This window comes from Corallococcus sp. AB038B (assembly GCF_003668955.1).
Classification (GTDB): domain Bacteria; phylum Myxococcota; class Myxococcia; order Myxococcales; family Myxococcaceae; genus Corallococcus; species Corallococcus exiguus.
Genome location: NZ_RAWO01000001.1, coordinates 2,099,051 through 2,117,908 on the forward strand (window position 1 = coordinate 2,099,051; position 18,858 = coordinate 2,117,908).

The following is an 18,858-nucleotide window of genomic DNA, read 5'->3' on the forward strand; positions in this document are numbered from 1 at the left end:
AACACACCATGGAATCGACCCTGCCGAAGCCGGCGCTCGTCGCCGCCAGGACGTCCCCCAAAGCCGCGACCATCACCTTCTGGATCGCCACCGTGCTCTTCTGCCTGGAGATGGGCTTCACCGCCTACGCGCAGTTGAACCTGCGGGATGCGGCGGAGGGGTTCACCCGTCTCGGCTTCCCCAGCTACTTCCGGGTGGAGCTGGCGTGGGCCAAGTTTCTCGGAATCCTGGTGCTGCTCGCACCGGTGCCGGCACGCCTCAAGGAGTGGGCCTACGCCGGCTTCGCCATCAATCTGGTCTCGGCGCTCATCGCCCACTTCGCGATGGGAGATGGCCCGGAGGCGTGGGCCTTCGCTGCGGTCACCGGCGTGCTCTGGGTGCTCTCGTACGGCTCCTGGCGCAGCCTGCAGGCGGGGCGGGCATGAAGAAGGCCGTCGCGACGGAGTCCGCGTCCAAGTTGATCGACCAGCGGATCCAGGACCTGGGGGACTGGCGTGGGAAGACGCTCGCGAAGGTGCGCGCGCTCATCCACGCGGCGGTTCCCGAGGTCGTCGAGGAGTGGAAGTGGATGGGGACCCCTGTCTGGTCCCACGAGGGCATCATCTGCACAGGCGAGTCGTACAAGGCCGCCGTCAAGCTGACGTTCATCAAGGGCGCCGCGTTGAATGACCCTTCAGGGCTCTTCAACTCCAGCCTCGACGGGAACGTCCGGCGCGCCATCGACATCCACGAAGGCGACAAGATCAACGAAGCAGCCTTCAAGGCGCTCATCCGCGCCGCGGTGGTGCTCAACCTCGAAGGCAAGAGCAAGCCGAAGGCCTCGCGAGCGAAGCGCAAGCCAAGTCTAAAGTAACTGTGAGAGGCTTACCGGACGGTCGCATCACCCTCCTCAGGAGCGCCTCCGATGCTTCGTCCCGCTGTCCCGAAGCCTTTCATCCCGTTGACCCTGGCCACCGTGCTGATGGCGCTCGGTGTCCTGCTCATCGCGCCGCCCGCGTGGGCGGAGAAGCCCGCGAAGCCCACGTCCCGGCCCGCGGACCGGCACTACATCCGCAAGGTCGACCAGTCCTCCGTCGCCAAGGACAAGAACACCGTCATCGAGTCGCGGGTCGATGTCAGCCGGGATGTGAAGGACATCAACGACGGCAAGGCCAAGAAGGGCAGCGATTCGGGGACCGTGACCTGGACGCTTGGCGGGCGGACCTATGGGGCCCACGACAATGGTACGCTGTATCCCATCCGTGGCACCGGGTTCCATGAGCTGAACCGCTCGGCCTTCAAGGCATTGGGGGTCTACAACAAGTTTGACGACACCCCGCGCGCCAAGGAGATCCTGGACAAGATGGGCACGTCCCAGGGCGACAGGAACGCCGCGCTCAAGGCGCACAAAGCGGGTTGAGAGGGAGAGCCATGCAGCCGGAAAGACAGGTTGTCGGATTCATCGCGCGGGGAGCCGTGGAGGAAGGACGCCTCTTCGACAGCATCGGCCGCGCGCTCGGTCTCCCTCCCGAAGGTGTGGCGCGCTTCGACGTGGACGGCCCCTCGGATGCGGCGGTGCTCGTCGAGACCGCGCTCCGGTCCAAAGGCTTCCGCATGGATGTGACCCTCTACGTCGATGTCTCCCGCACCCGAGAGGCCTCGGGGCTCACGTCGGTGGATGTAGCCACCCGGGTCGCGGCCCTGCTCGGCGAGGAACTCCTCGTCTCGCCTCCCGCGGACGACCCGGCGGTCGCCACCTCCTGGTTCCTCGTCATGCCCGACGGGAAGCGCTTTCGCGCCAACGAAGCCTCGTCCGGCCATGACGAGGACGAGGAAGACTCCGTCGAGATCGACCGGGCCTCCCTGCGTCCCCTGTAGCGGTATCGGGGCGGGGAGCCCGTGTCACCACGGGATGACGCCCTGTGCACTGCGGGAAGACATGGCCCACCAGGACCTAGGACCTCTTCCCCGACGTCCTCCTCATCGACAGGGCGTACCTCAACAGCGCAATGACCGAAGACGTGCTGGCGAGCGGCGGCGACGTCGTCTGCCGGCCGTGGCGAGGAGCCAGCGCGAAGCCCGGACTGTTCGGCAAGCGCGACTTCAAAGTGAACATCCGCGACGGCACCCTCACGTGACCTGCTGGCGAGGTGGAGCCCTTCGAGCCCGGCGCCGTCGTGCACTTCGACCCGGAAGCCTGCGGGCCGTGCAAGCTGCGCTCGCGTTGTACCCAGGCCGCGTCCGGCAGGGGGCGCAGCGTCACGATGAGCGGCTCCAGCAGCGCCTTCGCTCACGTCCGCAGTCGCGCGCGGGCCGCGCACAACTCCGCGAGCATGTCGGCGTCGAACATCGCCTGGCTCATCTCGCCAACCGCCAGGGCCCGAAGGCCCGTTACCGAGGCACGCGCCGCAACCTCTTTGACCTCAGGCGACTCGCGGTCGTCCAAAACCTCGAGGTCGCCGCGCGTTACCTTCGCGCGTCGTGACCTGACCTGTTCGGCGCTCTAGGGCAGCAGGGTGACGCGATTGAGCGCGGGGGCGGGCAAGGGGCTCGCCATACTGCTGTGCGCCTTCAGGTATGCCTCCAGCGCGTCGCTGTCCACGGTGCCACCCAGCCGGTTCGTCCCCTCGGCGAACACCGGGAAGCCATCACCCCCACTCGCGAGGTAGTTGTTCGCGGTGACGCGGTACTCCGCCGTCAGGCTCACTGGCACGCCGTTGATCCGGATGGACGCCGGGTCGACGCGGCTTCCGATGGGCGCCGACGCGCTGAACGCATAGGTGAAGCCCGCCGACGGAAGCAGCATGAGGGTGGCTCCCGACGGCCGCCACTGCCGCTCCAGCAGTTGCTCGATTTGCGCGCCCGTCAGCGTCAGGGTGACCAGGCTGTTGCCGAACGGCTGCGTGGTGAAGGCCTCGCCGTAGGTGACCTCGCCCTGGGCGATGTCCGCGCGCACGCCGCCCGGGTTCATGAAGGCCACCTGCGCCCCACCCAGGTTCGCGGGCTTCGTCGCCTCCAGCTGCGAGTCCGCGATGACGAAGCCCAGGGTGGACTGGCCCGCGGAGTCCGTCTGTGTCCTGAGCGTCTGCGACACCCATCCGATGACCCGGTTGGCCCTCGGCGTGACGAGCTCCTGGTACTTCGTCACCAGCTCCTTCACCGCGCCGACCTCCTGCACGTCGCGAGTGACGATGACGTTGTTCGCTCGCGCCTCCACGACGTCGCCCGTCGCCTTGCTCAACGTCAGGTCGATGTCCGTGACGAGCTGCCCCATCGACGAGGCGCTCGTGACGACCTTGCCATCGATGACGCAGTTGTAGGCCTGATGCGTGTGGCCGCTGACGATGACATCCACCGCGTCGTTGAGGCCCTTGGCCATGCCCACGATGGCACCTGAGATGAGGCCGTCCGCACCCGCGCCCTTGCATTCGTTCACCAGCGAGCCCGAGGTCGGAATTCCGCCCTGGTGCACCACCACGATGATGGCTTCGACGCCCTGCCGCCGCAGCTCCGGCACCAGCGCGTTCACCGTCTGCACTTCGTCCTTGAAGGTGAGCCCCGCCACGCCCGTGGGTATGACGCTTTCCGGCGTGTTCTCCAACGTCATGCCGATGAAGGCCACCTTCACGCCCTCGAACTCGCGCACGTCGTAGCGGGGGAACAGCGTGCGGTCCACGCTCGTGGCCACGTTGGCCGCCAGGAACTTGAACTTCGCGCCCGGGAAGCCATCCCCGTCCAGGCAGCCATCCACCGGGTGGCAGCCGCCCGACTGCATGCGCAACAGCTCCGTGCTGCCCTCGTCGAACTCGTGGTTGCCCACCGCGACCAGGTCCAGGCCAATCAGGTTCATCGCCTCGACGGTGGGCTCGTCGTGGAAGAGCCCCGACAGCAGCGGGGAGGCGCCGATGAGGTCTCCCGCCGCTACCACCACCGTGTTCGGATTGGTGGCCCGCAGGGCCGCGATGTGCCGGGCGAAGTACGTCACGCCGCCCGCGTTCACCCGCACCGGTCCACCATCGGGGGCCACGCCCGTCAGAATCTGGCCCGCGGGGGCCTCGAGCTGTCCGTGGAAGTCATTGAACGCCAGCACCTGCACGCTCACCGTGGTGGGACCCGCGTCGGGCGTCCCCGAGTCGGGCATCCCCGAGTCGGGCGTCCCCGAGTCGGGCGTCCCCGCGTCCGTGCCGGAATCCGGGGGCGGCACCTGGACGGAATGCTGCTCACAGCGCTTGTCCTCGCAGACCCACTCCGTGTTCGAAGCCGGCGGCCCCTTGTCTTCACGGCAGTCGGCGGCGTCCTGGCACTCGTCACCTCCGCAGCCGCCATGGGCGAAGAGGAACATGCCGGTGACGAACGCTCCGGCGAGCAGGAAGACGCTGGGACGCGCTCCCTGAAGTGACGAGCGCGGTGTGGCTTGTGGCATCGACGGAACTCCAACGAACAGGGAGGGGGAACCTACTCTGGTTCGTGGACGATGGCGCGACTTCATGGCGGCACGGCGCATCCGGCAAGGGGCGCAGCGTCACGATGGGTGACGATGAGCGGCTCCAGCAGCGCCTTCGCTCACGTCTGCCGTCGCGCGCGGGCCGCGCACAACTCCGCGAGCGTGTCGGCGTCGAGCATCGCCTGGCTCATCTCGCCAACCGCCAGGGCCCGAAGGCCCGTTACAGAGGCACGCGCCGCAACCTCTTTGACCTCAGGCGACTCTCGGTCGTCCAAAACCTTGAGGTCGCCGCGCGTTACCAACTCGCAGCGTGACCTGACCTGTTCGGCGCTCTAGGGCCGCGTGACGTGCACGAGGCTCGTCATCGCGTCCACGTACAGGGTCGTGTCGTCGGCGTACAGCGGCAGCAGCGGGGTGACCGACACCTGGTTGAGCTTCGTCTTGCGGACCTGCTGCGTGGCCGGGTCCTTGAACACGGCATACGGGACATCCTGGATGACGTAGGGCTCGCCGTTCACGTGGCCGATGATCATCAGCACATGGCCGGGGACGACGACGAGGTCGCCCACCTCCGCCTGTTCCAGCGCGCGCACCCGCTCGGCGTGTGAGTCCTGCGCCGTGAAGAGGCGGTGGTTCAGCGCCGCGCTCTTCCCTTGCATCCCGGAGTTGGGCGGGAGGAGCAGCCCCATGCTGCGGTACACCTCGCTGGTCAGGCCGCTGCAGTCGCGCGCATTGAACTGGTGCCCCCAGCCGTAGCGCTCGCCGAGGAACTTGAAGGACTGGCGGAGGATGTTGGCGCGGGTCAGCGGCAGATAGCCGGGCGCGGTGTCCGCGGTCCGGCGCAGCAGGGCGCTCCGGAAGGCCAGTGAGCCGTCCTGCTCGCGCACCGGCAACTGCACCGGCCATGAGGCATAGCTGCTGGCGCCATTGACGGGCTCGCCGGGCGACACGTCAGCTCGTGGCAGCGCGACCCCCATGTCGAGCTCGAGCTCGGACACTCCCGGCGCTTCCGGAGTGAAGACCGTGCGCACCTGGTCACCCGTGACGACGCGCCCGGGCGCCTTCGCCACGTAGGAGAACACCGCGTCCGCCGTGCCTTCCGCGATGTCGCCGCGCTTGACCCACGCGGGCCCCTGCGTCGTCTGGACGAACAGCCATTGCTGGTCCGCGCTCTGGTGCGCGATGACGACCGGCTCACCCGGGAACAGGATGCCGGCCTGCAGGCTCTCGTAGTCGCGCAGGTCCTGCGAAGCGAAGAACAGTCGACCGGACGGCAGTGACCGCAAGTGCGTGCGCCGCACGCTGAGGCCGTAGCGCGCGGTGGAGGTTTCGGGGATGTGCTCGGCCGCGGCGTTCTGGCGAAGCTCGTCGAGCATCGCCTCCGTCACCGGACGGCCCTGTTCGTCGATGACCGCCTTGATGGGCGTCTGCTGCGCATCCCTGACCCAACCGGAGACCTGGGCCCGAGTCAGCGTGTCTGGGATGCCCTTCAGGTCGAACAGGCCGCCCTCAGGACCGAACGCGTGTGCACGCTTCGCCTTCACCTGGTCGGCATCGAGCAGCACCGCATCGGGAGACGGCGCGCGGCGGATCCAGAACTCAGGCGACAGCATGTCTTCGCTGACCGCCGGCACCCCGGACGGAGACACCGCGAGCGCGGACGGCGCGGCGCACGCGCCAAGGCTGGCTGCGGCCCCCATCACCGCGAGCGAGAGTGCTCGCATGCGCCACGTACGACGAGAAGGGAAGGCCAGGCGGCTCATGGGTTCTGCTCCCGCTTGAGGGTCGGGTGCTCTCCTATCGGGAGAACGAACTCTCAGTGGGAGCTATTTCGTAGGGGTGCGCTCATGGAGACTCGAGGTGCCCCATGGCTTCGAGGTCGGCCATGTCGCGATGGAGACGGAGCAGGGGATGGGGCGGAGCGCGCAGCGCGCTATGCTGCGTCACCTATCCCCATGGCCTCTTCTCGCAAATCCCCTGGTTTCGTCCGCAGCCTCGTATTGCCCGCGCTGCTGCTCTTCGCCCTGCCGCTGTTCGGGCTCTGGTTCTCCGGTCATGCCTCCGACCGCTTCGACGCGCAGGTGTTCGAAGTCATCGAGAAGCAGATTGGACGCGACACGGAGTTGAGCGCGGAGGACCGCCAGGAGGCGCTCGCCTTCTACCGCGAGGTCCCCGCGTCGGCGGCCTGCACGAGCGACAGCGAGGACCTGGCGCGCTACCGCAACAGCCTGGGCGAAGCGTGCTCGGACGCGAAGCAGTTCGGGTGGGCGTACCTGGCCTCCTGGGTCCTGCTGGCGCTCGGGCTTGCCTCCACGGGGGTCGCGCTCCTGTGCGGCCTGGCTGCGTTCATCTCGCGTCCCTTCCAGTACGGCAGCTTCGTGGTGGGCTGGCTCGTGCTCCGCATCACCAGCGCGCTCCAGGTGCTGGGGCAGGGTGTGCTGCTGGTGTGGCTCTCCTACTGGGTGACCGCGCTCTGGGCCGATCGCTACTACCCGAAGCTCATCGGCATCATGGCCCTCCTGGCGGCGGCCGCCGTCTTCCTGGTGGTGGTGGCCATCTTCCGCCGCCCATCCATGGACTTCGACGTGGAGGCGGAAGAGGTGCCCGAAGCGCGCGCCCCGGAGCTGTGGGCCTGCGTGCGCCGGCTGTGCGAGCGGCTCCAGACGACGCCGCCCGACCACATCCTCGCGGGCATCGACACCAACTTCTTCGTCACGGAGAACGACGTGCGCGTGGACGGGCGCATCCTCTCCGGCCGCACGCTCTTCGTGAGCCTGTCCCTGCTGCGCCTGCTGGAGCGCTCCGAAGCGGAGGCCGTGCTGGCGCACGAGATGGGGCACCTGCTGGGCGGTGATACCGGGCACGGCAAGCGGCTGGCGCCCATGCTCTCGCACTTCGGCCACTACCTGGAGACGCTGTACGAGGGCGGCGTGACGCTCCCTGTCTTCTATTTCATGGCGGCCTATCGCGGTCTGTTCGAGCTGTCCCTGGGCCGCAGCCGTCGCGCCAGCGAACTCGCGGCGGACAGGCTGGCGGCGGGTGTCACGTCGGGGCAGGACATCGCCCGCTCGCTGGTGAAGGTGGGCGCGTACTCGAGCTTCCGGGACCGCGTGGAGGCGAAGCTCTTCGCCCAGGACGAGCAGCACCAGTCGGTGGGCATCTCCCAGCGGGTCGCGCACGGCTTCTCCGAATACGCCCAGTCCGAGGCGGTGCACGACGACCTGCAGGGCGCCGTGACGCCCCATCCGTTCGACTCACACCCGCCGCTCGGCGCGCGCATGGAGAACGTGGGCGTCCACCTCAAGCCCGCGGACATGGCGCAGGTGCTCCTGGAGCCCGTGGAGTCCTCGTGGGCGGAGGCCTTCGAGGACGCGGAGGCCATCGAGGCGCGGCTGTGGGGCGCCTACGAGGCGCGCTTCTCCCAGGCCCATGACCTGGCGCTCGCGTGTCGTTACGAGCCGTCCACGGACGAGGAGCGGCAGCACGTGGAGAAGTTCTTCCCGGCGCTCGTCTTCGAGGGCAAGGAGGCCGGCTACGAGGTGCGGATGGACTACGCGCAGGTGAGCTGCTCGGAGTGGGACGAGCCCGTCGAGTTCGAGCGGATCGCCTCCGCCTCCACCGCCGACCGCATGTTCAAGAAGTACCTGGACCTGAAGGTCACCGGCGAGGGCCGCTTCAAGGGCGGGCGCGCCATCTGCTTGAGCAAGCTGAAGGCGCAGGACGCGGTGCTGGAGGCCTTCGAGCGCTACCTGGGACGACACCGGTTCATGAAGGCGCACCGCTCGGACTCGCAGGCCGCTTGAGCAGGAGCTCCGCCCGCTGGCGTCACGTCGCCGGCGGGCGGGTGCGGTAGAGAACTCCGTTCGCGAACTCGAACGAGGTGCCGGCGGGAAGCAGGGTCCCCGCGACGGTCGCGTCGGCGCGCAACGTGCCGTTGAAGAGACTCCCGTGGAGGAAATGCACCGGGGTGCCGGCGGCCAGGGGGAGCCCCTCCACGTCGTGGTCGCGGGCCAGCACGCCAGACAATCCGGAGGAGTAGATGGGATCCTCGACCACGACCTCGTGGAAGGGGGCCAGCGGGATGCCGTCGACGACGATGGGCTCGGTCGGTGTGAAGCGCAGCGGGCGTCCCGTCATCGGATGAGGGGCGAGCACCGTGTCCCCAGCGCACGGGATGCCGTCCACGACCGCGCGTTCAGCCAGGGTGACGAAGTGGATGCGGCCCGCGTCGGTCATGTAGACGGACGTGCCCGCCCGAGCCACGAAGCCTCCCTCGCAGCGCGCGTTGTCATGCACGGTCACGAGCGCGGGTCTGCCGGTGCTCGCATGGATGCGCTCGACGTCCACCAGGCCTTCGATGCCCGGCACGCGCACACCCTTCGGAGCCTGCCGCGACGCGAGCGCATCGAAGGACGGCAGGTCATCCGGGTGCAGACCCTCGGAGACGCGTTGCAGGAGCTCGTCATAGGACGACGCCATGTAGCGGGTGTCGCCGTACGTCTCGCTCATGTGGAGGTAGAAGATGGCCCCCACGCCCTTCTTCAGCCGATCCTCGACGTCGAGGTACCAGACGCCTCCGCCCCCATCCCTGGCGAAGGGAACCAGTCCGGGGGGCAGTTCGTCGCTCTCATCGCCCCACCTGTCGAGGTTGAGGCGCGTCCTCGGCCCGGCGATGGTGCGCGGCTCGGAGAGGTCTTCCAGGAGCCTGGCGGGAAAGCGTGGGTCGATCATGCCCAGGCAGCTTCCGGGCAATCACACCGGGCGGCAAGCGCGGGCCCATGGTGACTGGCGCCATCCTCCTGGTGACCGCAGTCACCAGCCCGCGGGCTCCTCCCGTTGAAGCCCCTTCCGCCAACTCGTTGAAACCACAGGCGCGCATGGGGCCACACCGGTCGACATGGGCCCGGCATGCCGGGTGCAGTAGGGCAGGGCATCGCTGTACTGCTCCCCCTTCGACGCCTTCCCGAGGTTCCCGCCATGGCCCGTCGCATCGGTTCGTCCCTGCCCCGCACCTCCAGCCTCCCGACCTCCACGGTGTCCCAGCCGAAGCCCCCGGCGCGCGCGTCGACGCTCCCCGCCTCGACGACGGCCGCGAAGCCCACGGCGACCCCGCCCGCGGCGACGGCCACCAAGCCCACGGCGACGACGGCCACGGCGACCCCGCCCACGGCGACGGCCACCAAGCCCACGGCGACGACGAACGCCGCGAACACGGCGACGCCGCCGAAGCACGCGGCGGCTCCCGAGGGGCAGCCCTCCTACAGCCCCTGGGAGCTGACCTCGGGCGCCTCGGACGTGGCGGTGAGCGGCGGTGACAACAAGCTCACGGCGCCCGCGGCCGCGAAGCAGACGATGTTCATCGACAAGCCGGCCACGCCCTACCAGAAGGACACCTTCGGCGGCGGCAAGCTGAGCGCCAACATGGGTTCGATGCAGGCCTCCACCACCAGCCACAGCGGCGGTGGCGTGCACCACTACTCGGCCCAGGCCGAGGTCCAGGGTCCCAACGCCTCCTTCGGGATGCAGAAGACGCACGCGGGCCGGCTGGGCGTGTCGAGCGCGCAGCTCACTGGCGAGGCCAACAGCTTCAAGGCGCAGGCCCAGGCCGGCGTGTCGGCCGACACGGGCTCGCACGCCTACACCGCCGCGCTGACGGCCAAGGCGGAGACGGGTGTGGGCGTCACGGCGAGCGCGAACCACGACTTCAACCGGCACGTGGGCGGCTACGTGAAGGGTGAGGCGAAGGCCGGCGCCTCCGCCTTCGCGGAAGGCGTGGCCATGCTGGACCCGAAGACGGCCACGGCGATGGTCTCCGGGCAGGTGGGCGCGGGCGCCACGGCGGGCGCGTACGCCACGGCGGGCGGGCACGTGGGCCGGGTGCACGGCTCGGTCACCGCCGGCGCGGTGGCGGGCGCGTCGGCCCAGGCGGGCGGCAAGTTCGGCCTGGAGAATGGCTTCCTCAAGCAGTCCGCGGACGTGAACACCGCCCTGGGCGTGGGCACCCACGTGAAGTCGGACGTGGCGGTCGACCTGCGTCACCACATCAAGCCGGGTATCGCGTCGGGCCTGCGCCCCGCCCTCGGCACCGCGATGGGCGTGCCCGCCCCCGCGATCGCCATCGAGCCCGAGAAGTCGGGCATCGAGAAGCTCTTCGCCAAGGCCTTCGGCAAGGAGTGACAGTCCTCCCATGCCCAGGCATGGGTGGCGCGGTCTCAATCCCAGACACCAATGTCTGTGAGGCTTCATGCGGTGACGCGCACGCCACTCCGCCACGCGACGCCGAACAGGCGCTGGACGTAGCTCGCGTCCAGCGCCTGCTTCCAGGCCGGTCCAGCGACATCAACCGAGGCGAAGGCTAGTTACAGGGCGCGCCGCAGGTGCCCGCCCCACGGGCCTGACATGCCGCCGTGTTGATGCAGAACAAGCCATCACCCGTGCAGCACCCGAGCAAACGCGAGGACTCGTCCGTGGTCTCGTCCGGAACCGCGCTGCTGGGGCTGGTCGAAACGAGCACGGCCTCGTTCGGCACCACTTCGCTCGGGGCGAGCTGAGAGGAGGAAACAGCCATTCCCACCACGAAGGCAAAACTCAGGGCAACTCCGGAAACAAGCGTCCGCAGCATCTGATGCTCCTTGGGTTGAGAGGCGGCTGGGATGGTACTCCCAGTGTGTCCCGCAATCCAAGACTCCGGAGTCTGGCTTTGTTTGGTGTTCAGGATGTTGAGTGTGGATGTATTTTGATGGGTGCGTGCAAATGACACGCTGCGAAGTCAGGTCTTGCCGTAGCGGCGCACGGCCTCGTCAAATTCAATTCGGCGTGCCCGCAGCAGTCCACCCGCGAGGGGCTCTGCTCCGTCGACGTCCACATAGTCGAGCTTCCAGGCGAAGCCGAGTGCCGGGTCGAGCCGGTCGACGATGAGGTCGAAGGTGTAGGCGGGGCCCTTCGTGGCCACCAACCCATGCACGTTGTCGTGTTGGTCCGAGATGCTTGAAAGATCTCCGGGTCCGGACACGCGGTCGATGCTCGGACGCAGCACCAGGTGCTTGGGCTGACTTTCGACGCGTTCGAAGTGGCGCAGGTGGAACTCTCCGGCGAGCACCACGTGCATGGACACCATGTTCTGATGTCCGTGAGGCACGATGGCCCGGCCTTGTGCCAGCCCGAAGAGCTTCGTGCCGAAGACGCGCGGCAACCCTTCGACCCTGGGCAAGGGCGCGGACGTCGCACCGGCCCGGTCATCCGGCAACTCGAGGCCCGGCTTCAGGCGGTCGGCGTCGATGGCCCGAACCAGCTCGGAGAGGGGGACCCGGGCAAAGAGCGACTCGACCTGCTGCTGCCATTCCCGTGGCTCGAGCTTCCGGTCATGGACCTCCGAACAGAGTTGATGGGTGCGGGAGAGCCAGGCCTGGGCCTCCTTGCGCACGGGCCCCGCGAGTGCATCCTGCCGCAGGAGCATGGGGATCAGGGCATAGCCCGTCAGTGCTTGGAGCAGGAGCTCTCGCCGCGTCGTGTGCTGAGACATGCCCGGGAACGAAGCAGGGTGCATGCCAGCATTACGGACGGCATGTTCGAGGAAAGGTCCCGATTCCAGGCGCTTTCCCGCGGGTGAGCAGCCTCAGGTGTGGCTGGATACGCACAGGCCTGGCCGCGCCTACTTCCGGACCGAGTACTCGGTGCCCGAGCGGAAGGGGATGGTCATCGACGCGAAACCGTGGCGCGGGTCGCGCACCCAGGTGACGTAGTCTCGATAGTCGGCCTTGAAGACGCCGACGTTGTCGGTCACCACCACGGCGCCCGGACGCAGGGCCGGGGCGACGAGCTTGAGCACGTCGAGCGCCCGCACGGGGAACCCATCGTTGAGCATGAAGTCCACCTCGCCGAGGTCCGCCCGCAGCGTCTCCGTCGCGTCACCCACGCGAATCTCCGCGAAGGACGCGAGCCCCGCCTCCTCCAGGTTCGCCTGCGCACATCGCGCCTTCTCCGGCAGGAGTTCGGTGCCGATGACTCGGCCGCCGCCGTTGTCGCGCACCGCCGCCGCCAGCCACAGCGTGGAGACACCAAAGGACGTGCCGAACTCGACGACGGTCCTGGCGCGGAGCGCCCGCGCCGTCAGGTAGCAGAAGGCGCCCTGGGCGCGCTCGATCGCGAGGTACTTGTCCGCGAAGGCGTGCTCGGTGCCCGGCTTGTCGATGGGGCGGCCGAGGAGCATCTGCGGCAGCTGTGGCAGGAGGTGGAGGAGGACGCCCGGCATCTGCCGTTCGGCCTCGCCGTGGAGTCGCCGCAGCACGGCGCGCACCCGTTCGTCGGGCAGGACGGACAGGGGACCCCTGTCATGGTCATTAGCGCTGAACACCGGAGAATCCCTTTCGGCCTGGCGCCCAATAGGCGACGTTGGTGACCTGCTTCGCGGAGATGCCTGCTCGTCGCACCGCCTTGTAGAGGCGCTGGATTGACGGAGCCTTCCCGGTGAAGACACACCGGGTCCGCGGTTCGGCGAGCAGCGCGCGCATGAGTTCGTTCTCGATGCGATCGAGGTGACGACCCTCCGGCTCGCGCACGGTCAGCGTCACGCCGGTGGTGACGCCAATCCGGTCGAGTGCGATGCGCGAGGCTTCGGTGGATTCCACCTCGAACGAGAACGCCACCTCCTGGATTCCCTCTGGAGTCGCTCGAAGCGCGGCCGCGGTGCTGAACGAGGTTTCGTCGCCGAAGAAGAACAACGGCCGGCCGACGGAGGCGAGGTCCAGCGCCGAACGCGGGCCCACGAGGAAGAGCGGCTCTCCAGTGGTCGCCGACGCGAGCCAGTTCGACGCGATGCCCTGGCCATGAACGAAACCGAGAAACGTGGCGGTGCCGGTTCGCGGCTCGAAGGAGAGCGGCGTGTAGGCCCGCCCGGCCAGGCCGGCGAAGCCGATCTGGATCATGTCGCCGGGTGTCCAGCGGCGGTCTTCAAGGTCTTCTCCCTCGATCGTCACGAGGCGGAACGCCTCGCCCACGGACTCGACTTCGCGAACCCTGGCGCGGCGCGAGACGAGGCGATGGAACATGGACTCGACGACGCCCGAAGGCGCGGTGGATTGCGACGGCATGCGGGAGACCATAGGGAGTCGCGTCCCTGGCCACATTGCGCAATCAGGACAATTTGTTTATCAAAACGGTCATGGCGGCGAAGCGGCGGAAATCGAAGGCGACACGGCCCGTGGATCCGACGAGCTGGACGTTCAGCGGAGACGTCCAGGTGGCGAACGGGCCTCCTGGTGCGGTGGCGTCGCTCGAGTCGCTCGGGAGCCGGTTCACGCTTGATGCGCGTGGACGCTTGAAGACCGCGGTCGAGCGGCCGGCGAACGCGATCGGGATCCGCATGGCGAGCGGTGGGATCGAGAGCGAACCCCACGAGCACCGCGAATCGCAGCTCATGTACCTGGTGCGCGGAGAGATGATCTGCGAGGCGTCGAACGCCCTCTGGATTGTCCCGCCGCAATCCGCGCTGTGGATCCCCGGAGGCGTGACGCACCGGATCCGGGGTCGCGCGCCGCTCGAAGGCTACAGTGTCTTCCTCAATCCGCGCTCGGCGCCGAACCTTCCGAAGGATTGCTGCGCGGTGTCGGTGACGCCGCTCTTCCGCGAACTCCTGCTGCGCCTGGCGACGCGCCCCGCGCTCTACGACCTCAAGGGGCCGGACGCGCGTCTGGTGACCGTGCTCCTCGACGAGCTGGCGACGGTCTCCATTGAGAAGCACCGCCTGCCGATGCCGAGCGACCCCCGGCTCCGGCGTCTGGTGGACGCGATGGCCGCCGAGCCGGCGATTGGCGTGACGACGAAGACGTGGGCGAAGCGGATCGGCGTCAGCGAGCGCACCTTGAACCGCGTTCTCGTCGAGGAGACGGGCTTGAGCTTCGGCCGCTGGCGCCAGCAGCTCCACATCATCCTGGCCATCCAGAAGCTCTCCCGGGACGCGACCGTGCAGAACGTGGCGCTGGACCTGGGCTACGAGAACGCGAGCAGCTTCGTGACCATGTTCCGCAAGGCGCTCGGAACGTCGCCCGCGCGGTACATGGCGAACCGCCTGGCCACGCCGGTGGGGAAGCGATAGCCGCAAGCCCCCTTCCGTGGTACCTGCCCGGCAGCCACTTGACGCTCCGATGGCGGTGCGACGTTTCGTCGCGACCGTAGGGTGTCCTCGGGTGGCATTCCGTCGGCTGGCGCCTCCCGGGTCATGACCCCGTTGTTTCTGGAGGCCCCCATGTCCACGTCCGAACTGCCCGTCCTCGAGTTCATCCTCACGAACTACAAGAACTTCAACGCCCGCGCGACGCGCGACGCGCTCCTGTCCTACTGGGAGCATGTGTCGAGCGGTGGCCGGATGTTCTGGAGCGTCGCGGGCGCGATGTCGTCCGCGCAGCTTGGCATCACGCTCGCGCCCTCCATCCGCTCGGGACTGATTCACGGCCTGTCGGTGACGGGCGCCAACCTGGAGGAGTCGCTCTTCCGGCTCGTCGCGCACACGGCGTACAAGGACTTCCCCGAGTACCGCTACTTCACCAAGCAGGACGACACGAAAATCCTCGAGCAGCGGATGCGCCGGGTCACCGACACGAGCATCCCCGAGGACGAGGCGTTCCGGGCGGTGGAGAAGATTGTCGTCCCCATGTGGAAGAATGCCTCCGCGAAGGGCGAGCGCCGCTTCTGGCATGAGTACTTCTACGAACTCATCCAGGTGCTGGAGCCTGCGGCATACGAGGGTGACCCGGAGGCCTGCTGGCTGATGGAGGCGGCGAAGCGCAAGCTGCCCATCGTCGTCCCGGGCTACGAGGACTCGACGTTCGGGAACATCTTCGCGTCCTACGTGAAGACGGGCGACTGCAACGCGAGCATCGCCAAGTCTGGCATCGAGTACATGGCCGACTTCTACGACCGCTACGAGGAGCTGTCCGCGGGCAAGGGCGTGGGCTTCTTCCAGATTGGCGGCGGCATCGCCGGTGACTTCCCCATCTGCGTCGTGCCGTCGACGAAGTACGACATGCAGAAGCCCGTGAAGCCGTGGGCCTACTTCTGCCAGATCAGCGACTCGACGACGTCCTACGGCTCGTACTCGGGCGCGACGCCCAACGAGAAGATCACCTGGGACAAGCTGACGGAGACGACGCCGATGTTCGTCATCGAGTCGGACGCCACCATCGTCGTCCCGCTGATGCTCCGCGCGCTGCTGGAGTGCCAGGGCCATCCGGAAGCGGCGAACGCGCTCATCGCGAAGCACCGGGGCTAGTCACGCGCGAACCGCGGCAGGGCCCGGAACGTGTTCGGGCCCTGCCGGGCTTTCGTCAGAGGCCTTGCTCAGAAGCGGGCGAGGAAGGCGTCGTTGTTGCCGGCGCTGGTATTGCCGCCAAGGCTTCCGCCCGTCTGTCCCGCGACGTAGGCGTTGCCGGAAGCGTCCACGGCCACGCCGCGGGCGACGTCCTGGCGCGAGGTGCCCAGGGTCTGGCTGCCCAGCTTCGTGCCGAGCGCGTCGTAACGGGTGAGGAAGGCATCGGAGGCGCCCGCATACGGGATGCCGGCGAGCCCGCCCGTGTAGCCGACCACCTGCACGACGTTGGTCGAGGAGACGGCGACGCCGAACGCGTAGTCGGGCTGCCCACCTCCGAGCATGCGGCTCCAGTCGCGGTTGCCGGCGCTGTCGTAGCGGGCGAGCAGCACGTCGATGGTGCCGTTGTTGGTGTTGCCGTCCAGGCTGCCGAACGTTTCACCAACAATGTAGACGCCGCCATCGGGGCCCACGGCGACGCTCTTGCCGTCATCCAGGTCGCCCGCGTCAATCTGCCGGACCCACTGCTGGGCGCCCAGGATGTTGAGCTTGAGCAGGAAGATGTCGCTGCTCAGCGCCGGGGTGGTGCCGTCGAGGCTGCCGTAGGTGTTCCCGACGATGTAGACCTCGTGGGTGGGCGTGACGGCGATGCCGCGCGCCATGTCGCTGTCGGAGCTGCCGAACTGCTGGAGCCAGTACGGGTTGCCCGCCGTGTCATAGAGCCCGGCGATGATGTCGTAGTTGTTGGGGTTGCCGCCGTTGGCGAAGCTGCCGCCGGTGTAACCGGTGAAGTAGAGGGTGTCGTCCGCGCCAATGGCGATGCCGGTGGCGAAGTCATCCATCTGCGTGCCGTTCTGGCGCAACCACAGGCGGTTGCCGGCTGCGTCATACTTGGCGATGAAGAAGTCGATGCCGCCCGCGTTGCTGTAGAAGTCGAAGCCACCGAAGGTGGTTCCAGCCACATACGCGTTGCCATCCGCGTCAGTGGCCACGGCGGTGGCTCGGTCCGCCCCGGTGGTGCCGAGCTGGTGGACCCACTGGAGGTTGCCGGCGGTGTCGTACCGGGCAATGAACGCGTCCTGACCGCCGGCCTTCGGGTCGGAGCCGAGCTGGCTGGTCGTCTGACCCACCACGTAGACGCTCGCGCCTGCCACGGCCACGGCGTTGGCCTGCTCATCCAGGTTGGCGCCGAGCTGGGCCACCCAGGAGGGGGACGGAACCTGGGCCGCTGCGACGGAGGGGATGCCCGCGGCGCCGATAACGCCCGCGAACCCAAACATGCTCAAGAGAAGGTGTTTCATCACGAACTCCATTTCTCAGTGGGGGGAACAGCACCGCGGCGTCAGGGAGGGAGATCTGACGTCACGGCACTCTTGCAAGACCACGAGAAACGGGCGCGCGGAAGATGGGTAATTAAAGACACACATGCGACAGTGTCTGGCTTGAACACGACCGTGACACATGGACGCGTCATGTCATTTCACGACGCAGCCGCGCCCAGGCCTCGAAGCTCATGGGTGAAAGGCCGTAGGAGCGCGCGATTTCAGGCCGAGCCAGCACCGGGGCGACGTTCATGTACGTCATGCCTTGAGCCACGCCGGGATGCAGGCCGGCCGCGACGGCCTCTTCGATCGTGGAGGACTGGACCACGTACTCCTTGCCGTCGACGCGTGAGAGGACCTCGGCGATTTGAGGAAGCGTGAGCAGGTCCCCCGCGAGCTCCAGCGTCACTCCCTGGAACTTCGCGGGCTCGTTGATCGCCGCCGCGGCTGCCTTGCCGATGTCCTCGGGGGCGATGAGACCGATGGGCTTGTCGGCCTTGACCACCGTGAGCAATCGGCGCCCGTCGACGAAGCCGGAGGGATCCAACATCGCGTGGTCCATGAAGGTGGCGGGCAGGAGGATGGTCCAGTGCTTGAAGCCCGCGGTGCGGACGAGGTCGCACGTGGCGAGCTTGTTCTCCCAGTACTCCTCGTGGAACTTCCAGCGCCCCTCCGCCCAGCCTTCGACGTTGCGGTGGGCGCCGACGCCGGTCGTCGCGGTGTGCACGAAGGTCTCGACGCCCTCGGCAAGCGCGGCCTCGACGAGGTTCTTCCCTTGCTGGCGCTCCTTGCTGAAGTCGATGCCGGTCGCGGAGACGATGGGGGACTGCATCGAGAAGACCGCCCGCGTCCCGGCACAGGCGGCGCGCAACGACGCTGGATCATCCAGGTCCCCGACGACCACCTCCGCGCCAGCCGCCGCGAGGGCCCTGGCGTTCGCCGCCTCCGGATTGCGCACCAGGACGCGCACTTTCGTGCGGCCCTCGGCCAGCAATGCCCGGGCGGTGGCGCCCCCCTGGCGTCCTGTGGCGGCGGTGACGAGAACGGACGCGTTGCTGCGCATCGGCGGCTCCTTTGTAAGTGGGGGACCCCACCGTTTATTGTTCGTGTTAAATACGGAGGGGCCCCCCGTTTGTCAAAGAGAAGGGTCTCGTGAGGAGGAGTTCGCCGTGGAGCAGGTGAAGCGGTTGCGCGCGGACGGGCAACGCAACAGGGAGCGGATTGTCGCGGTCGCCGCGGAGCTCGTCGCCAAGGAGGGCGCGCAGGTGTCGCTCGAGGAGATCGCTCGGAAGGCGGGGGTCGGTTCGGCGACCCTGCACCGGCATTTCCCGTCGCGGCAGGCGCTGCTGGAGGTGGTCTTCCGCGACGGCGTCGCGCAGCTCTGTGCGCGGGCCGCCGCGCAACCGGGCAAGGCGCCCGCCGCCGAGCTGGCGGACTGGCTCGAGGAGGTGACGGTCTACACCGCGACCCACCGCGGGCTCGCCGCCGCGCTGCTGGCCGGCCCGGATGGCCTGTCCGCCGAAGACATCTGCTGCACCGACATGCTGCTCAAAGTGCTGAAGGTCCTGGTGGCGCGGGCGTCATCCGTCGGTGCGCTTCAAGCGGGCGCCACGGCGGAGGACCTGATGATGCTGGCGAACGCGATCGCCGTCGCGAACGAGAATGATCCGAACACCGCGCGCCGGGTGCTGCGCCTCGCGCTGACCGGCATCCGGCGCTGAGCGCGGTCGAGGGGGAGCGGGTTCCGGGGGAGCAGGCAACCCCAGGCCCCCAACGCGAAGGCCCTCAGGCGGTGCTGGAGGCCTTCGTGG

At 68.2% G+C, this 18,858-nt stretch carries 18 protein-coding genes and 2 pseudogenes; 12 read left to right on the top strand and 8 right to left on the bottom strand.

Annotation, left to right across the window (positions count from 1 at the left end; all coding sequences use genetic code 11):
* Window positions 1–8 precede the first annotated feature (8 nt).
* The 5 genes and pseudogenes from D7Y04_RS08795 to D7Y04_RS45510 all read left to right on the top strand — a co-directional run.
* Complete coding sequence (locus D7Y04_RS08795; protein ID WP_121759322.1) at window positions 9–425, top strand: DoxX family protein; 417 nt, start codon at window positions 9–11, stop codon at window positions 423–425.
* A complete protein-coding gene (locus D7Y04_RS08800; protein ID WP_120593471.1) occupies window positions 422–853 on the top strand; it encodes a DUF1801 domain-containing protein in 432 nt (143 codons plus the stop codon). Before D7Y04_RS08795 ends, D7Y04_RS08800 begins: the two co-directional genes overlap by 4 nt.
* A 51-nt stretch (window positions 854–904) precedes the next feature.
* Window positions 905–1,399 carry a hypothetical protein gene (locus D7Y04_RS08805; protein WP_120593470.1) on the top strand — a complete coding sequence of 165 codons (495 nt, stop codon included), beginning with the start codon at window positions 905–907 and terminating at the stop codon, window positions 1,397–1,399.
* Window positions 1,400–1,410: 11 nt separating this feature from the next.
* Complete coding sequence (locus tag D7Y04_RS08810; protein WP_121758923.1) at window positions 1,411–1,857, top strand: hypothetical protein; 447 nt, start codon at window positions 1,411–1,413, stop codon at window positions 1,855–1,857.
* 89 nt (window positions 1,858–1,946) lie between these two features.
* Window positions 1,947–2,464 (top strand): annotated as a pseudogene (locus tag D7Y04_RS45510) (transposase); the annotation flags it as partial.
* Between the two features lie 18 nt (window positions 2,465–2,482).
* Here D7Y04_RS45510 and D7Y04_RS08815 read toward each other — a convergent pair.
* A complete protein-coding gene (locus tag D7Y04_RS08815; RefSeq protein ID WP_121758924.1) occupies window positions 2,483–4,402 on the bottom strand; it encodes a bifunctional UDP-sugar hydrolase/5'-nucleotidase in 1,920 nt (639 codons plus the stop codon).
* 71 nt (window positions 4,403–4,473) lie between these two features.
* On the opposite strand from D7Y04_RS08815, the pseudogene D7Y04_RS08820 reads away from it, so the two are divergent.
* Window positions 4,474–4,737 (top strand): annotated as a pseudogene (locus D7Y04_RS08820) (transposase); the annotation flags it as partial.
* A gap of 18 nt (window positions 4,738–4,755) precedes the next feature.
* Here D7Y04_RS08820 and D7Y04_RS08825 read toward each other — a convergent pair.
* Entirely contained in the window at window positions 4,756–6,186 is a 1,431-nt protein-coding gene (locus tag D7Y04_RS08825; RefSeq protein WP_233601316.1) for an SH3 domain-containing protein, read from the bottom strand.
* Between the two features lie 192 nt (window positions 6,187–6,378).
* Between D7Y04_RS08825 and D7Y04_RS08830 the strand changes: the two genes are divergently transcribed.
* Window positions 6,379–8,226, top strand: a complete 1,848-nt coding sequence (locus D7Y04_RS08830; protein WP_121758926.1) for a M48 family metallopeptidase — start codon at window positions 6,379–6,381, stop codon at window positions 8,224–8,226.
* 22 nt (window positions 8,227–8,248) lie between these two features.
* Here D7Y04_RS08830 and D7Y04_RS08835 read toward each other — a convergent pair whose 3' ends face one another.
* Complete coding sequence (locus D7Y04_RS08835; protein WP_121758927.1) at window positions 8,249–9,154, bottom strand: SMI1/KNR4 family protein; 906 nt, start codon at window positions 9,152–9,154, stop codon at window positions 8,249–8,251.
* A 246-nt stretch (window positions 9,155–9,400) separates the two neighbouring features.
* On the opposite strand from D7Y04_RS08835, the gene D7Y04_RS08845 reads away from it, so the two are divergent.
* Together D7Y04_RS08845 and D7Y04_RS45515 are read left to right on the top strand one after the other, a co-directional pair.
* Window positions 9,401–10,600: a hypothetical protein gene (locus tag D7Y04_RS08845; protein WP_199749631.1), complete on the top strand. Its 1,200-nt coding sequence runs from the start codon at window positions 9,401–9,403 to the stop codon at window positions 10,598–10,600.
* A gap of 230 nt (window positions 10,601–10,830) precedes the next feature.
* Window positions 10,831–10,974 carry a hypothetical protein gene (locus D7Y04_RS45515; RefSeq protein ID WP_158624318.1) on the top strand — a complete coding sequence of 48 codons (144 nt, stop codon included), beginning with the start codon at window positions 10,831–10,833 and terminating at the stop codon, window positions 10,972–10,974.
* 218 nt (window positions 10,975–11,192) lie between these two features.
* On the opposite strand, the gene D7Y04_RS08855 is transcribed toward D7Y04_RS45515, so the two are convergent.
* The 3 genes from D7Y04_RS08855 to D7Y04_RS08865 form a co-directional block, all read right to left on the bottom strand.
* The gene (locus D7Y04_RS08855) at window positions 11,193–11,945 is read right to left on the bottom strand and encodes a hypothetical protein (protein WP_147454405.1); all 753 of its coding nucleotides are present in this window, start codon (window positions 11,943–11,945) and stop codon (window positions 11,193–11,195) included.
* Between the two features lie 129 nt (window positions 11,946–12,074).
* Window positions 12,075–12,710, bottom strand: a complete 636-nt coding sequence (locus D7Y04_RS08860) for an O-methyltransferase (protein WP_233601317.1) — start codon at window positions 12,708–12,710, stop codon at window positions 12,075–12,077.
* Window positions 12,711–12,762: 52 nt separating this feature from the next.
* On the bottom strand, window positions 12,763–13,512 hold the full coding sequence (locus D7Y04_RS08865; protein ID WP_158627468.1) for a siderophore-interacting protein: 750 nt from the start codon (window positions 13,510–13,512) through the stop codon (window positions 12,763–12,765).
* Between the two features lie 110 nt (window positions 13,513–13,622).
* Between D7Y04_RS08865 and D7Y04_RS08870 the strand changes: the two genes are divergently transcribed.
* Both D7Y04_RS08870 and D7Y04_RS08875 read left to right on the top strand, forming a co-directional pair.
* On the top strand, window positions 13,623–14,516 hold the full coding sequence (locus tag D7Y04_RS08870) for a helix-turn-helix transcriptional regulator (RefSeq protein ID WP_233601318.1): 894 nt from the start codon (window positions 13,623–13,625) through the stop codon (window positions 14,514–14,516).
* A gap of 150 nt (window positions 14,517–14,666) precedes the next feature.
* Window positions 14,667–15,689, top strand: a complete 1,023-nt coding sequence (locus D7Y04_RS08875) for a deoxyhypusine synthase family protein (protein WP_121758930.1) — start codon at window positions 14,667–14,669, stop codon at window positions 15,687–15,689.
* A 68-nt stretch (window positions 15,690–15,757) separates the two neighbouring features.
* On the opposite strand, the gene D7Y04_RS08880 is transcribed toward D7Y04_RS08875, so the two are convergent.
* Together D7Y04_RS08880 and D7Y04_RS08885 are read right to left on the bottom strand one after the other, a co-directional pair.
* Window positions 15,758–17,026 carry an SBBP repeat-containing protein gene (locus D7Y04_RS08880; protein ID WP_233601319.1) on the bottom strand — a complete coding sequence of 423 codons (1,269 nt, stop codon included), beginning with the start codon at window positions 17,024–17,026 and terminating at the stop codon, window positions 15,758–15,760.
* Between the two features lie 169 nt (window positions 17,027–17,195).
* On the bottom strand, window positions 17,196–18,110 hold the full coding sequence (locus D7Y04_RS08885; RefSeq protein WP_120593457.1) for an NmrA family NAD(P)-binding protein: 915 nt from the start codon (window positions 18,108–18,110) through the stop codon (window positions 17,196–17,198).
* Window positions 18,111–18,216: 106 nt separating this feature from the next.
* On the opposite strand from D7Y04_RS08885, the gene D7Y04_RS08890 reads away from it, so the two are divergent.
* Window positions 18,217–18,768, top strand: a complete 552-nt coding sequence (locus D7Y04_RS08890; RefSeq protein WP_121758932.1) for a TetR/AcrR family transcriptional regulator — start codon at window positions 18,217–18,219, stop codon at window positions 18,766–18,768.
* The last annotated feature ends 90 nt before the right edge of the window (window positions 18,769–18,858 follow it).